This is a genomic window from Pseudomonas sp. Tri1 (assembly GCF_017968885.1).
GTDB lineage: Bacteria > Pseudomonadota > Gammaproteobacteria > Pseudomonadales > Pseudomonadaceae > Aquipseudomonas.
Map to the genome: position 1 here is coordinate 5,241,679 of NZ_CP072913.1, position 14,013 is coordinate 5,255,691.

At 60.0% G+C, this 14,013-nt stretch carries 15 protein-coding genes; 10 read left to right on the plus strand and 5 right to left on the minus strand.

Features of this window, described 5'->3' with window-relative positions:
- Positions 1-44: 44 nt before the first annotated feature.
- A complete protein-coding gene (locus J9870_RS22700; RefSeq protein WP_210640291.1) occupies positions 45-776 on the minus strand; it encodes a HugZ family protein in 732 nt (243 codons plus the stop codon).
- Positions 777-933: 157 nt separating this feature from the next.
- Between J9870_RS22700 and J9870_RS22705 the strand changes: the two genes are divergently transcribed.
- Positions 934-1,692, plus strand: coding sequence for an SDR family oxidoreductase (locus tag J9870_RS22705; RefSeq protein WP_210640294.1), 759 nt, complete (start codon positions 934-936; stop codon positions 1,690-1,692).
- Positions 1,693-1,817: 125 nt separating this feature from the next.
- Here the strand turns inward: J9870_RS22705 and apbC are convergent, their stop codons facing one another.
- Positions 1,818-2,912, minus strand: a complete 1,095-nt coding sequence (gene apbC / locus J9870_RS22710) for an iron-sulfur cluster carrier protein ApbC (RefSeq protein ID WP_135846857.1) — start codon at positions 2,910-2,912, stop codon at positions 1,818-1,820.
- A 205-nt stretch (positions 2,913-3,117) separates the two neighbouring features.
- On the opposite strand from apbC, the gene metG reads away from it, so the two are divergent.
- The 8 genes from metG to J9870_RS22750 all read left to right on the plus strand — a co-directional run bounded on the left by metG (position 3,118) and on the right by J9870_RS22750 (position 9,902).
- Entirely contained in the window at positions 3,118-5,163 is a 2,046-nt protein-coding gene (gene metG / locus J9870_RS22715) for a methionine--tRNA ligase (RefSeq protein WP_210640302.1), read from the plus strand.
- A 130-nt stretch (positions 5,164-5,293) separates the two neighbouring features.
- Entirely contained in the window at positions 5,294-5,866 is a 573-nt protein-coding gene (locus J9870_RS22720) for an Rnf-Nqr domain containing protein (protein WP_210640303.1), read from the plus strand.
- The gene (gene rsxB, locus J9870_RS22725; RefSeq protein ID WP_210640305.1) at positions 5,863-6,870 is read left to right on the plus strand and encodes an electron transport complex subunit RsxB; all 1,008 of its coding nucleotides are present in this window, start codon (positions 5,863-5,865) and stop codon (positions 6,868-6,870) included. The genes J9870_RS22720 and rsxB overlap by 4 nt, the downstream gene beginning before the upstream one ends.
- Positions 6,857-7,843, plus strand: coding sequence for an RnfABCDGE type electron transport complex subunit D (locus J9870_RS22730; RefSeq protein ID WP_210640307.1), 987 nt, complete (start codon positions 6,857-6,859; stop codon positions 7,841-7,843). The genes rsxB and J9870_RS22730 overlap by 14 nt, the downstream gene beginning before the upstream one ends.
- Positions 7,840-8,451: an RnfABCDGE type electron transport complex subunit G gene (locus J9870_RS22735; protein ID WP_210640309.1), complete on the plus strand. Its 612-nt coding sequence runs from the start codon at positions 7,840-7,842 to the stop codon at positions 8,449-8,451. Before J9870_RS22730 ends, J9870_RS22735 begins: the two co-directional genes overlap by 4 nt.
- Positions 8,444-8,977: an Rnf-Nqr domain containing protein gene (locus tag J9870_RS22740; RefSeq protein ID WP_210640311.1), complete on the plus strand. Its 534-nt coding sequence runs from the start codon at positions 8,444-8,446 to the stop codon at positions 8,975-8,977. The genes J9870_RS22735 and J9870_RS22740 overlap by 8 nt, the downstream gene beginning before the upstream one ends.
- Positions 8,974-9,612, plus strand: coding sequence for an endonuclease III (gene nth, locus J9870_RS22745; RefSeq protein ID WP_210640312.1), 639 nt, complete (start codon positions 8,974-8,976; stop codon positions 9,610-9,612). The genes J9870_RS22740 and nth overlap by 4 nt, the downstream gene beginning before the upstream one ends.
- A 107-nt stretch (positions 9,613-9,719) precedes the next feature.
- Positions 9,720-9,902: a hypothetical protein gene (locus J9870_RS22750; protein ID WP_030142527.1), complete on the plus strand. Its 183-nt coding sequence runs from the start codon at positions 9,720-9,722 to the stop codon at positions 9,900-9,902.
- 55 nt (positions 9,903-9,957) lie between these two features.
- On the opposite strand, the gene J9870_RS22755 is transcribed toward J9870_RS22750, so the two are convergent.
- Positions 9,958-10,584, minus strand: a complete 627-nt coding sequence (locus J9870_RS22755; protein ID WP_210640314.1) for a response regulator transcription factor — start codon at positions 10,582-10,584, stop codon at positions 9,958-9,960.
- Between the two features lie 452 nt (positions 10,585-11,036).
- Here J9870_RS22755 and J9870_RS29600 point away from each other — a divergent pair, with 452 nt between their 5' ends.
- The gene (locus J9870_RS29600) at positions 11,037-11,552 is read left to right on the plus strand and encodes a hypothetical protein (protein ID WP_246883042.1); all 516 of its coding nucleotides are present in this window, start codon (positions 11,037-11,039) and stop codon (positions 11,550-11,552) included.
- A 68-nt stretch (positions 11,553-11,620) separates the two neighbouring features.
- Here the strand turns inward: J9870_RS29600 and J9870_RS22765 are convergent, their stop codons facing one another.
- Complete coding sequence (locus J9870_RS22765; RefSeq protein WP_003204943.1) at positions 11,621-12,838, minus strand: argininosuccinate synthase; 1,218 nt, start codon at positions 12,836-12,838, stop codon at positions 11,621-11,623.
- 127 nt (positions 12,839-12,965) lie between these two features.
- Positions 12,966-13,940 (minus strand): OmpA family protein, encoded by a 975-nt coding sequence (locus J9870_RS22770; RefSeq protein ID WP_210640316.1) that lies wholly within the window; start codon positions 13,938-13,940, stop codon positions 12,966-12,968.
- Between the last annotated feature and the right edge of the window lie 73 nt (positions 13,941-14,013).

The following is a 14,013-nucleotide window of genomic DNA, read 5'->3' on the forward strand; positions in this document are numbered from 1 at the left end:
ATGCCTTGCTAGTAGGCCTTAAATGACGTCGCCCTTTCGTGAATTCAAGCGTCGGCCACTGTATTTTTCGGCCATTGCTCGGCGTGAGCCAGATAAACCAAGGCTTCGCGAACTTGTGTCGGCGTGTTGCAAGTCTCTTGAAACGCCAGCCAATGCAGGCCCTGGCCGATGCGCAGGTGCATGCCTTCACTGTCGATGCCCACCAGTTGCGCCGCTTCGGTTTTCGGCAGCCCGGCCAACTCCACGTAATGGGCGATGGCCTTGGCATGATCGGCGTTCATGTGCTCGACCATGCTCGCCTCGGCCTTGCCAGCGAAGGGGTTGGCCAGGGTGATCTGGTCGATCCAGTGAATGGCGCCGAAGCCGCCGATGTAACGATGGCGCACCGGATCGAGCACCCAGAAATCGAAATCATGGGCCTTGTGATAGTTCTGCGAATCAGGGAAATAGCGGTAGTAACGCTCAGCGGCAGCGTCGATGGCGGCGCTGTCGTTCAGTTTCCGGGCCTCGGCCAAATAGGTCAGGCGCCCGACGGCCTGCACGTCTTCAGCGCCCCGCTCACCCACCAACATCGAGCACTTGGGGTCTTTTTGCAGATTGTGGGTGTGCTGGGCAATGCGGCTGATCAGGATCAAAGGCCGGCCCTGGGCGTCCAAGCAATATGGCACTACGGAACCGAACGGGAACCCGGGCATGGACTTGGAATGGGTGGAGAGCATTCCACGGTATTCCTTGAGCAGTAATTCTCGGGCATGCTTGGCAGCTTCAACGCTCAATTTATGACTCCTTTGATGAAAGCCGTCTAAAAAACGGTCAGGCAGCTGGGCTGTGTTCCAGTACGCCTTGGGCAAGTCTCGTGCAGCCGGGCTATACCGTCAGATCGAGAAGCCTTCCAAAAGGACATCCTTCACCGCTCTGCACCGGGACATGAGAATGCAACTCACCGACAAAGTAATCATTATCACCGGCGGTTGCCAGGGTTTGGGGCGCTCCATGGCCGAGTATTTTGCCGGCAAAGGCGCCAAGCTGGCCTTGGTGGATCTCAACCAGGAAAAACTCGATCAAACGGTTGCTGCGTGCACGGCCAAGGGCGTCGAGGCCCGGGCATACCTGTGCAACGTGGCCAACGAAGAGCAGGTGAGCGACATGGTCGCCCGGGTCGCCGAGGACTTTGGCGCGATCCATGGGCTGGTCAACAATGCCGGGATCCTGCGCGACGGCCTGCTGCTCAAGGTCAAGGATGGCGAAATGACCAAGATGAGCCTGGCCCAGTGGCAGGCGGTGATCGACGTCAACCTTACCGGGGTGTTCCTGTGCACCCGTGAAGTGGCGGCGAAAATGGTCGAGCTGAACAATAGCGGCGTGATCATCAACATTTCGTCGATCTCCCGCGCCGGCAATGTCGGCCAGACCAACTACTCGGCCGCCAAGGCCGGCGTGGCCGCTGCCACCGTCACCTGGGCCAAGGAACTGGCACGCTATGGCATCCGTGTCGCCGGCATCGCCCCGGGCTTCATCGAAACCGAGATGACCCTGGGCATGAAACCCGAGGCCCTGGAAAAAATGACTTCGGGGATTCCGCTCAAGCGCATGGGCAAGCCGGAGGAGATTGCTCACTCGGCGGCGTATATCTTCGAGAACGACTATTACACCGGTCGGATCTTGGAGATGGATGGCGGGTTGCGGATCTAAAGTCGCCGCAAACCAAATGTGGGAGCGAGCTTGCTCGCGATGGCGTCGGATCAGTCAGTCTTGATGTGACTGATACACCGCTATCGCGAGCAAGCTCGCTCCCACATTGGATGGTGTTTCAAGCATCAATCGTCGCTGACAGTGATATTCGGCATCGCCGGTGATGCTGCCTCTTGCAACACGATCCGTGCGCCCACATGGCGGGCCAGTTCCTGATAGACCATGGCGATCTGGCTGTCCGGCTCGGCGATGACCGTTGGTTTGCCGCCGTCGGCCTGTTCGCGGATCAACATCGACAACGGCAGCGAGGCCAGCAGTTCGACGCCGTACTGGCTCGCCAGTTTCTCCCCGCCCCCTTCGCCAAACAGATGCTCGGCATGCCCGCAGTTCGAGCAAATGTGTACGGCCATGTTTTCCACCACGCCCAGCACCGGGATGTTGACCTTGCGGAACATCTCGACGCCCTTGCGCGCGTCCAACAAGGCCAGGTCCTGAGGCGTGGTGACGATCACCGCACCGGCCACCGGGACTTTTTGCGCCAGGGTCAGCTGGATATCGCCAGTGCCTGGCGGCATGTCGATTACCAGGTAATCCAGGTCGCCCCAGGCGGTTTGCGTCACCAGTTGCAGCAGGGCACCGGAGACCATCGGCCCGCGCCAGACCATCGGCGTGTTGTCATCGGTCAGGAAGGCCATGGACATGACTTCCACACCATGGGACTGGATCGGCACGAACCACTTCTGGTCCTTGACCTGCGGCCGGGTGCCCTCGGCCACGCCGAACATGATGCCCTGGCTCGGACCGTAGATGTCCGCGTCGAGAATCCCGACCTTCGCCCCTTCACGGGCCAGGGCCAGGGCCAGGTTGGCGGCGGTAGTGGACTTGCCCACGCCGCCCTTGCCCGAGGCCACGGCGATGACATTCTTCACATTCGCCAGCCCCGGTACCTGCGCCTGGGCCTTGTGGGCCGCAATCACGCTGGTGACTTCAACCTTGGCGCTGGCGACACCGTCCAGGGACTCGATCGCCATTTGCAGCATCTGCGCCCAACCGTTCTTGAACAGATCGGCGGCGTAGCCGATCTCCAGCTGGACGCTGACACGCTCGCCCTGGATGTCGATGGCGCGCACGCATCCGGCGCTGACCGGGTCCTGGTTCAGATAAGGGTCGGTGTACTGGCGAAGGACGGCTTCCACCGCTGCGCGATTGACGGCGCTCATGGGCAACTCCGATAGCAAGACTTGAAAAACAGGCCGCTATCCTACGCCCCACGCTCCCGCGTGGCGACCCGATTACAGCAGGGCGAACACCTTTTGTGGCGACGCCGTTCACAGACGATGCATCCCGAAACAGCCCCGAAAGGTGAAAAAAAGCCGCCAGCGCTTTATAGTGGCCGACCTCCGTTTCATCAAGTAGCCGAGCCCCATGTCCGAGCCACGCAAGATCCTCGTCACCAGCGCCCTGCCCTATGCCAATGGTTCGATTCACCTCGGCCATATGCTGGAATACATCCAGACCGATATGTGGGTGCGCTTCCAGAAGCATCGCGGCAACCAATGCATTTATGTCTGCGCCGACGACGCCCACGGTTCGGCCATCATGCTGCGCGCGGAAAAGGAAGGCATCACCCCGGAACAACTGATCGCCAACGTCCAGGCTGAACACAGCGCCGACTTTGCCGAGTTCCTGGTGGACTTCGACAACTTCCACTCTACCCACGCCGAAGAAAACCGTGAGCTGTCGAGCCAGATCTACCTGAAGCTGCGTGACGCCGGACACATCGCGACCCGTTCGATCACCCAGTATTTCGACCCGGAAAAGAAAATGTTCCTGGCCGACCGTTTCATCAAGGGCACCTGCCCGAAATGCGGGACCGAGGACCAGTACGGCGACAACTGCGAAAAATGCGGCGCCACCTACGCACCGACCGACCTGAAAGACCCGAAATCGGCGATTTCCGGGGCCACTCCAGTGCTCAAGGATTCCCAGCACTTCTTCTTCAAGCTGCCGGATTTCCAGCAAATGCTGCAAACCTGGACCCGCAGCGGCACCCTGCAGGACGCCGTGGCCAACAAGATCGCCGAATGGCTCGACGCCGGCCTGCAACAGTGGGACATCTCCCGCGATGCGCCGTACTTCGGCTTCGAGATCCCCGACGAACCGGGCAAGTATTTCTACGTGTGGCTGGATGCGCCCATCGGCTACATGGCCAGCTTCAAGAACCTTTGCAACCGCACGCCGGAGCTGGACTTCGACGCGTTCTGGGGCAAGGACTCCACCGCCGAGCTGTACCACTTCATCGGCAAGGACATCGTCAACTTCCACGCGCTGTTCTGGCCCGCCATGCTTGAAGGCGCCGGTTTCCGTAAACCGACCGGCATCAACGTCCATGGCTACCTGACCGTCAACGGCCAGAAGATGTCCAAGTCCCGCGGCACTTTCATCAAGGCCCGGACCTACCTGGACCACCTGTCGCCGGAGTACCTGCGCTACTACTACGCAGCCAAGCTCAGCCGCGGCGTCGACGACCTGGACCTGAACCTCGAAGACTTTGTGCAGAAGGTCAACTCCGACCTGGTGGGCAAGGTGGTCAACATCGCCAGCCGTTGCGCCGGTTTTATCCACAAGGGCAACGCCGGTGTCCTGGTCGCCGGCAACGCCGCGCCAGAGCTGACCGACGCCTTCCTGGCCGCTGCTCCCAGCATCGCCGAAGCCTATGAAACCCGCGACTTTGCCCGCGCCATGCGCGAAATCATGGCCCTGGCCGACCGCGCCAATGCCTGGATCGCCGACAAGGCCCCTTGGTCGTTGAACAAACAGGAAGGCAAGCAGGATGAAGTCCAGGCGATCTGCGCCCTGGGCATCAACCTGTTCCGCCAGTTGGTGATTTTCCTCAAGCCGGTGCTGCCGCTGCTGGCTGCCGATGCCGAGGCGTTCCTCAACGTCGCGCCGCTGACCTGGAACGATCACCAGACGTTGCTGAGCAACCATCAGCTGAACGAGTTCAAGCCGTTGATGACCCGTATCGACGCCACCAAGGTGCAAGCCATGAGCGACGCCTCCAAGGAAGACCTGGCCGCCAGCCAGACCGACACCGGCGCGCCGGCCGGTAACGGCGAACTGGCCAAGGACCCGCTGTCGCCGGAAATCGACTTCGACGCCTTCGCCGCCGTTGACCTGCGCGTGGCATTGATCGTCAAGGCTGAAGCCGTGGAAGGTGCCGACAAACTGCTGCGCCTGACCCTGGACATTGGCGACGAGCAACGCAACGTGTTCTCCGGCATCAAGAGCGCTTACCCGGACCCAGCCAAGCTCGAAGGCCGGCTGACGATGATGATCGCCAACCTCAAGCCACGCAAAATGCGCTTCGGCATCTCTGAAGGCATGGTGATGGCAGCGGGCCCTGGCGGCGAGGAAATCTACCTGCTGAGCCCCGACAGCGGCGCCAAGCCAGGTCAGCGGATCAAGTAACACGACCACACGCTGCACCGATCCCACAGTCGCCTCACAGGCGGCTGTGGGATTTTCATATCTGGCCCGCCCTCCCGGCGTGCCGGATAATGCCTAATCTTGTAACAGGCTCTTTGTCGCCGGCACGCCCATGACCGAAATTGTCCTTACACTGTTCAGCGCCGCCCTGATCAACAACCTCGTGTTGCATTGGCCGCTGGGCGTCGATCCGCTGCTGGCGGCGAACGGTAGAAGACAAATACACGCCCTGGGCCTGGCCACCGCGTGCCTGATGCCGATTGTCGGCACCTTGGGCTATCTGCTGGATCATTGGTTGCTGGTCCCGGCAAACCTGACATCCATGCGTCTGTTTGCTTGGCTGCCGCTGAGCGTGCTGTTGATCGGGCCATTGCTGCGCTTGCTCGCGCGCTGGCTGCCGGCGTTGCCGTTCGAGGGGTTGTGGCCACTGTTGCTCGGCAATGCCGGCATCCTCGGCGTCACGCTGCTCAACGGTCAGGAGGACCAGGGCCTGGGCCACGCCCTCGCCGCGAGCCTGGGCGCCGGGCTGGGATTCTGGCTGGTACTGAGCCTGTTCGATGATTTGCGCCAGCGCACCTTCAATAACGATATTCCCTTGCCCTTTCGGGGCCTGCCGATTCAGTTGATCAGCGCCGGGCTGATGGCGGTGGCATTTCTCGGATTGCGCGGGTTGGTCAAAACATGAGTCTGATTCAACGTATCGATGCCCTGCTGCCGCAGACCCAATGCGGCAAATGCGGCCATCCCGGGTGCAAGCCCTACGCCGAAGGCATCGCCCAGGGCGAACCGATCAACAAATGCCCGCCTGGCGGGCGCGAAACCATCGCCGCCCTGGCCGAGCTGATGAAAGTGCCGGTAGTGGAGCTGGACACCAGCCGCGGCAGTGCCCCGGCGCAGATTGCCTTTATCCGTGAAGCCGAATGCATCGGTTGCACCAAGTGCATCCAGGCCTGCCCGGTGGACGCGATTGTCGGCGCGGCGAAGCTGATGCACACCGTTCTCATCGACGAATGCACAGGCTGCGATCTTTGCGTGGCGCCCTGCCCGGTCGACTGCATCGAGATGCGGCCATTGCCGCTGGCCACGGTGCTGCCGATTGTCGGCGGCCTGGCCTTCAGCACCGAGGAACAGCAGGCACGAACCGCCAAGCGTAATCACGCCCGGCAGCGTTTCGAACGGCGCAATGCGCGTTTGCGGCACGAGGAAGAACAGCGTCTGGCCGAGCGCCTGGCGCGTAGCCAACGCGCGGCCCAGGTCCAGCCCCAAGCCCTCGACCCCGTACAAGCCGCACTGGAACGTGTGCGTGCGCAGAAAGCCGCCAACGCCGATGCGGCCCTGAAGAAAGCCAAAATCGACCTGGCCATGAGCCGGGCGCAGTTGAACAAATCCTTGAAAGCGTTCGGTCACCCACCGACCTTTGAGCAGCAGTCGCAATTGATCCTGTTGCAGCGCCAGTTCGAAGCCGCGGAGCAGGCCCTGGCGCAACTGGAAAACACCGCACCGCCGGCCATTGAAGCCCCCGCACCGGCGCAAAACGCCGAACTGAAGCGGGCCAAGATCCAACTGGCGATGCGCCGCGCCGAACTCAGCAAAGCACGGACAGGCGGGGCATCGGATGAGCACATGCAGTTGCTGGAACAAGCGGTGAAAGAGGCCGAACGTCAGGTGGACGCCCATGCCAGTCCCTGAGCCCGTGGACGAACGGCTGCGCCAAGCGATGAAGCGAGTGTTGCTGGCGACGCTGCCCGGCGCGCTGGCGTTGCTGTGGTTCCATGGCTGGGGCGTAGCGCTCAACGTGCTGTTGTCCGGCCTCACCGCCCTGGCGGTCGAAGCGCTGGTGTTGCGTGTGCGGCGTCGGCCTCTGATGCCCGACCTGAACGATGGCAGTGCGCTGGTCACCGCCACTCTGCTGGCCCTGGCGTTGCCGGCCTATTGCCCCTGGTGGCTGACCGTCACTGCGGCCGCCTGCGCCTTGTTGTTCGGCAAGCACCTATGGGGTGGTGTCGGTACTAACCCGTTCAACCCGGCAATGCTCGGATATGCCTTGGTGCTGGTGGCGTTCCCTTCACAGATGAGTCAATGGCCCAGCCTTCATGGCATGGGCTTGCTCGAAGGCCTGCAACAGGTGTTTGGCGCTCACCCGTCCCCCGATGCCTGGGCCGGCGCGACCGCACTGGATAGCCTGCGCATCAACAGAAGCCTGACGGTCGATGAACTGTTCGCCAACGATCCGGCGTTCGGGCGTTTCGGTGGCCGCGGTGTCGAATGGGTCAATCTGGGGTTCCTGGCGGGCGGCCTGTTTCTGCTGCAACAACGCGTGTTCAGTTGGCATGCGCCAGTGGGCATGCTGACCAGCCTGTTCATCGTCAGCTTGCTGTACTGGAACGGCTCGGGCTCCGACTCTCATGGCTCGCCACTGTTTCATCTGCTCACCGGGGCGACCATGCTCGGCGCATTTTTCATCGTGACCGAACCCGTCTCTGGCGCCAAAGCCGCGCTTGCCCGGCTGCTGTTTGGCGCAGGCGTGGGGCTGCTGGTCTACCTGATCCGCACCTGGGGTGGTTATCCTGATGGCGTGGCATTTGCGGTGCTGCTGATGAATCTCGGTGTGCCGGCGCTGGATCGGTTTGCCGAGGCACGACAACGGCGGCAACTGACATGAACAACCCCGGCGGCGTTGCGATCCTGATCATTCTGGCAGCCCTCGGCGTAGGAGCCACTTACGTCACGCAAATCAGCACTGCCGGTCACATCGAGGCCCAACGACAGGCCATCGCCAGCAGAAGCTTGCTCGACGTACTGCCAGCCGACCACTATGACAACCAGCCGTTGACGCAGCCTGTCGTGACGACTCCGCAGACCTTGGCCCATAGCACGCTGCTGAGCGCTTACCTGGCGACCCGCAACGGCCAGCCCAGCGCCGTGTTGTTACGCAGTCAGGGGCTGGGTTATGAAGGCAGTATCGAGTTGCTGATCGCCATCGACCCTCAGGGCCGGTTGCTGGGCGTGAAAACCCTGCGCCAGTCCGAAACACCCGGGCTAGGCGCGGCGATTGCCGGTTGGCCAAACGCCTGGTTGCAGACGTTCAATGGGAAATCGCGCCAAGCCCCGGACGACAACGGTTGGGCCTTGAAAAAGGATCAAGGGCAGTTCGATCAACTGGCCGGCGCAACGGTCACCTCCCGGGCGGTGCTCCAGGCGGTTCACGATGCGCTGCGTTATTTCGACGAGCACAAGGCTCAACTGACCAGAGTGGCCGCAAATGAATAAGCCATGGGTACTGACTCGCGGCCTGCTGCTGGTGCCCTTGGTCGGCGCAAGCGACTCGCTGGTAAACGCACTGGGACTGTGGCTGGCCTGGGCTTTGATCAGTCTTGCCCATGGCTTGGCAATGGCTGCTCTACGGTCCCGCCTGACAGCACCTGAGCGCTTGCTCGCCTCGATTGTGCTGGCCGCGACCCTGACCGCCTGCGCAGGCTTTGCCTTCCAGGCCTGGGCGCTGGAACTGTATCGAGCGCTGAGCCTTTACATTGGCTGGGTCGCCTTGAGCTGCGTGGCGCTGGAACACGAAGATCACTGCATCGACTCCCGTTTGCCTGGACACCTCAGGCTCGCGGGGCTGTTCGGCCTCTGGATGATCGGCCTGGGCACCCTGCGCGAGCTGATCGGCAGCGGCATCCCCCTGGCCAGGCTCGCCCCCGGCGGGTTCATCCTGCTCGGTCTGCTGTTGGCGGCTTACCAGGCTTGGACGGCCGCCAAACCCCATTCATCCGTTGAGGAAACGCCGCGCCCATGAACGCCGCAAAACGCCTGGAAATATTTCGTCGCTTTCACGAAGACAACCCGGAACCGAAAACAGAACTGGCCTATACCTCGCCGTTCGAGTTGTTGATCGCGGTGATCCTGTCGGCCCAGTCCACCGATGTCGGCGTCAACAAAGCCACGGCCAAGCTGTTCCCGGTGGCCAATACGCCAGAGGCGATCCATGCCCTGGGCGTCGAAGGACTCTCCGAGTACATCAAGACCATCGGCCTGTTCAATAGCAAGGCCAAGAACGTGATCGAAACCTGCCGCTTGCTGATCGAGCGTCACGCAGGTGAGGTCCCGCAGACTCGCGAAGCACTGGAAGCTCTTCCAGGTGTGGGCCGCAAAACCGCCAACGTCGTACTCAATACCGCATTTCGTCAGTTGACCATGGCGGTCGACACCCACATCTTCCGCGTGAGCAACCGCACCGGGCTGGCGCCTGGGAAAAACGTCGTGGAAGTGGAAAAGAAACTGATGAAGTTCGTGCCCAAGGAATTTCTCCTGGATTCCCATCACTGGCTCATCCTTCACGGGCGCTACGTTTGCCTGGCGCGCAAGCCCCGCTGTGGCAGCTGCCGAATCGAAGATTTATGCGAATACAAGCACAAGACGTCTGACGATTGAGACACTATTGATTTTATTGATCCATCGATTGAAAAAATCTTTTTTACCCGCCCGTGGTTTATCGATATAAGGAGCGCCAATGGCAGTCTTAGCCTGGAGTCGAACCCATGAGTACTGGCAAAGAACAACTGGATGTAGAAGACGATTTCATCGCCGTTGAGGCCGACGACGCGGAACCTGTGGTAGTGGAAGTGGCGAAAACCAATCTGAGCAAACGCCGCACCATCGATAACCTGCTGGAAGAGCGCCGCCTGCAGAAGCAACTGGCCGATTACGATTTTGACCTCTGACACGTAAAAGCCTCCCTAACGGAGGCTTTTTACTGAGTACGCGTGACCGAACAACTCACACCAACCCATTGCGCTGTGCCAGCTCGATCAGATCGACCAGCGAACGGGCATTGAGTTTCAACAACAAGCGCGTCTTGTAAGTACTGACCGTCTTGTTGCTCAAGAACATCCCATCGGCAATTTCCTTGTTGGTTTTTCCACGCGCCAGTTGCTGCAGGACCATCATTTCTCGCCCGGATAAACGATCCACCATATCGGACTCGCTGGCGTTTCCAAGGCTCGAACGTACCGTATGCAGTGCCTGGTTGGGAAAGTAGCTGTAACCTGACAATACCGCCTTTATCGCACTCAACAGTTCCGTGAGGTCCTGTTGTTTGCACACATAACCAGCGGCCCCCGTCTGCATACAACGCATCGAGAAATGCCCAGGAGCCTGAGAAGTAAGTACCAGTACTTTCAGGGGCGAAGAATTGGCGGTCAGGCGCGCGATAACCTCCAACCCGTCCAGTTTCGGAATGCCGATATCGAGAATGACAATGTCAGGCGCAAGTTCACGAGCAAGTTGCAAGGCATCGACACCATTATCTGTTTCGGCAACAACTTCATAGCCATGACGCTCCATTAGTAGACGTACAGCAAGACGAATGACGGGATGATCATCCACGATCAGCACTTTATTCATGGGCAAATCCAACTTCGCTGTTCGAATTTTTAGAGCACGCACAATAGCCTAGTCATTTCTACCTTGGCATGCTGCCCCCCCTGAGTGCTCGCACCGAGAGACGCAACCTACAAGCAATACAGAAAAATCCTACAAATTCCCCTGGAAATAATGTGCCATGAATTTTCTCACAGGGCTCAGCCTCCCCTTCCTAACGAGCCGCCCCCCCTTCGGATATTGTGACTTTCCCCTCCTGGCTGTCGCGCGGGAAGGAAATAGAAGTGACTGCACTCATAAAAAGTAACTGAATTATCTATCGATAAAACAGCAACAACCTCATTAATCCAGCTAAAACCTATATAAAACCAACGTGCTTAATGCAGGGCATACCCGTCTTCAATTAGCAAACCCGAACGACTAACACTCAGCCATTCCATTCAGTCATCGAGCTTACATAACCATGAGTTTTCACCATGAACAAACCTTTGAAAACCATCACCAACCCAATGACCCTTATCGCTATATTTGCCACGTTATCTGAAACGTCCGCGGCGATTTCCCTGCCGTTCCTGGATGATCAGGATCGTGAATATTATCTGTGGTTCCTGATCAGCTTTCCGTTCTATCTACTGCTGCTTTTTTTTATCACCCTAAACTTCAACTATCGCTCGTTATATTCACCGTCCGACTTTCACAAGAGCAAGCACTTCATAAAGACCATGGATGACTCGACCTGCCGACGTAGACGAGTGTTACGTCGGGCCGACAAAGTCAGAAAGTCAGTCATGCGCTGTCATCGACGCAAACACGATCCACAACGGGTCATTCTTCTGGTGTGCAGCCCATCGGGAGAGCTGATTGCAGCCTATCGGGCCAAACTCTTGAAGCGCGCCACGGGACACACCGAAATTGTCCTGTACGTCATTTACAGCCGCGACGACGCAGACGTGGTACCGGACAGGCAGGAGGGTGGGCGCTCAGGGGAATAGCGCCGCATAACAGGGCGATCGCAAAAAAAACGGCCTGCTCATGGCAGGCCGTTTTCACATCGCCAGGGTCAGAACAGCTTGCGACCCTTGTTCGCCGCGATACGCATGCGCAGGGCGTTGAGCTTGATGAAACCGGCTGCGTCGGCCTGGTTGTAGGCGCCGCCGTCTTCTTCGAAGGTCGCGATGTTGGCATCGAACAGCGACTCATCGGACTTACGCCCGGTGACGATCACGTTGCCCTTGTACAGCTTCAGGCGCACCACGCCATTCACGTGGGCCTGGGATGCGTCGATCATCTGCTGCAGCATCAGCCGCTCTGGGCTCCACCAGTAACCGGTGTAGATCAGGCTGGCGTACTTGGGCATCAGCTCGTCCTTGAGGTGAGCCACTTCGCGGTCCAGGGTGATCGATTCGATCGCCCGGTGAGCGCGCAGCATGATAGTGCCGCCCGGGGTTTCGTAGCAGCCGCGGGACTTCATACCCACATAGCGGTTCTCGACGATGTCCAGACGACCGATGCCGTGCTCGCCACCGATACGGTTCAGGGTCGCCAGCACGGTGGCCGGGCTCATTTCCACGCCGTCCAGGGCAACGATATCGCCATTGCGATAGGTCAGCTCCAGGTATTGCGGGGTATCGGGAGCCTTCTCCGGGGACACGGTCCAGCGCCACATGTCTTCTTCGTGCTCGGTCCAGGTGTCTTCCAGCACGCCGCCTTCATAGGAGATGTGCAGCAGGTTGGCGTCCATCGAGTACGGGGATTTTTTCTTGCCGTGGCGCTCGATCGGGATCGCGTGCTTCTCGGCGTAGTCCATCAGTTTTTCACGGGACAGCAAGTCCCACTCACGCCATGGGGCAATGACTTTCACGCCAGGCTTGAGGGCATAGGCACCCAGTTCAAAACGCACCTGGTCGTTGCCTTTGCCGGTAGCGCCGTGGGAAATGGCGTCGGCACCGGTTTCATTGGCGATTTCGATCAGGCGCTTGGCGATCAACGGACGGGCAATGGAAGTACCCAGCAGGTACTCGCCTTCGTAAACAGTGTTGGCGCGGAACATCGGGAACACGAAGTCGCGGACGAACTCTTCGCGCAGGTCATCGATGTAGATCTCTTTGACGCCCATGGCCTGAGCCTTGGCGCGTGCAGGCTCGACTTCTTCGCCCTGCCCCAGGTCAGCGGTGAAGGTCACCACTTCGCAGTTATAAGTGTCCTGCAGCCACTTGAGGATCACCGAAGTGTCCAGGCCGCCGGAATACGCCAGAACGACCTTGTTTACGTCCGCCATGCCATCACTCCACGGGTTGTACGGAAAGCCGGGAAGTTTAACGTCCAATGCGGATAATTTACAGGGGCGCGACAGCTTATGACGACGAAGCGACAGATTATGTCGAGCGAGCGACGGGTATCGCGGATCAGGATGTCCGCGCAGCGGTGGTAGCGGGCGCCTTGACCGGAGCCGCGACCGGTGCCGGGACCTTGCCAGGGGCTGCCGCAGGTGCCGGCGCCGTTGTCGGTTGCGGTGCCGGTGCCTCGGTTGGCGCCACCCGCTCCAGGCGCACGACCACCCGACGGTTCTTGGCCCGGTTGGCGGCATTGGTATTGGGTACCAGCGGATAACGCTCGCCGTGGAAACGCACCGTGATCTGCGACTCCTGGAAACCATTGGCCTTGAAGAAGTCCTGGACCGCCAGGGCCCGGCGCCGTGACAACTCACGGTTGGTCAAGCGGTTGCCACTGTTGTCGGAGTGACCATCGAGCTCGACATGATTGACGCTAGGATCAGCCTTGATGAAGTCGAGCATCACCTGCAACTGAGCCTTGGCCTGCGCATCCAGCTCGACTTCTTCCCCGGGGAAACCGATCTGGGTTTGCTTCACCTGTTCGAAATTCTTCGGCAGCAACTTGGCCACGCAGCTCTGATAGTCGCTGAAGGCCTTGTTGAAGCGCACCGGCAGCAGGCGGACTTCCGATACCCGCCCGTCCTCGGTGTTGCGTCGTACCACCGGGCTGCGACCGTCCATCAGCCCGCTGATCAAGCGACCGGCCTGGACCTGGGAGCTGTTGAACAAGACATCGCCACTGCCAATGTTGACCGAGCCCAGGTTGATGTCACCCCTCCCCGGTTGCCAGGGCGCCGCGGCCGCCAGCAAAGTCGCCGAACCGCCTCCGAGCATCGGGTTGTAGGCCTTGAGCCGAAATGTGGCCTGCTCGCCCGCCCGACGCACGAATTCGCCACTGCCAAAGTCGGTAATCGGCTGGCTCAGCCGACACTCGAACTTATCGCCTTCGACCGTCCACTCAATGCTCTCCAGACGGGTCTGGAAAGTGAGCGCCATGGCGGGAAAGCTGGCAAACACACTGAGCAAGGCTAGATAACGCTGGCGCACGGGAGGCTCCACTGACTTTTATACAAAGATCGACGCATGCCGAGGGCATGACGCTTGTCCGGGGCACTGCACG

What these genes read in the sequence shown, in the direction of transcription:
- apbC (WP_135846857.1), bottom strand. Translation starts at nt 2,912, where the DNA reads ATGAGCGCCGTCAATCGCGCAGCGGTGGAAGCCGTCCTTCGCCAGTAC.
- nth (WP_210640312.1), top strand. Translation starts at nt 8,974, where the DNA reads ATGAACGCCGCAAAACGCCTGGAAATATTTCGTCGCTTTCACGAAGAC.
- J9870_RS29600 (WP_246883042.1), top strand. Translation starts at nt 11,037, where the DNA reads ATGAACAAACCTTTGAAAACCATCACCAACCCAATGACCCTTATCGCT.
- J9870_RS22735 (WP_210640309.1), top strand. Translation starts at nt 7,840, where the DNA reads ATGAACAACCCCGGCGGCGTTGCGATCCTGATCATTCTGGCAGCCCTC.
- rsxB (WP_210640305.1), top strand. Translation starts at nt 5,863, where the DNA reads ATGAGTCTGATTCAACGTATCGATGCCCTGCTGCCGCAGACCCAATGC.
- J9870_RS22765 (WP_003204943.1), bottom strand. Translation starts at nt 12,838, where the DNA reads ATGGCGGACGTAAACAAGGTCGTTCTGGCGTATTCCGGCGGCCTGGAC.
- J9870_RS22730 (WP_210640307.1), top strand. Translation starts at nt 6,857, where the DNA reads ATGCCAGTCCCTGAGCCCGTGGACGAACGGCTGCGCCAAGCGATGAAG.
- J9870_RS22755 (WP_210640314.1), bottom strand. Translation starts at nt 10,584, where the DNA reads ATGAATAAAGTGCTGATCGTGGATGATCATCCCGTCATTCGTCTTGCT.
- J9870_RS22740 (WP_210640311.1), top strand. Translation starts at nt 8,444, where the DNA reads ATGAATAAGCCATGGGTACTGACTCGCGGCCTGCTGCTGGTGCCCTTG.
- metG (WP_210640302.1), top strand. Translation starts at nt 3,118, where the DNA reads ATGTCCGAGCCACGCAAGATCCTCGTCACCAGCGCCCTGCCCTATGCC.
- J9870_RS22720 (WP_210640303.1), top strand. Translation starts at nt 5,294, where the DNA reads ATGACCGAAATTGTCCTTACACTGTTCAGCGCCGCCCTGATCAACAAC.
- J9870_RS22705 (WP_210640294.1), top strand. Translation starts at nt 934, where the DNA reads ATGCAACTCACCGACAAAGTAATCATTATCACCGGCGGTTGCCAGGGT.
- J9870_RS22750 (WP_030142527.1), top strand. Translation starts at nt 9,720, where the DNA reads ATGAGTACTGGCAAAGAACAACTGGATGTAGAAGACGATTTCATCGCC.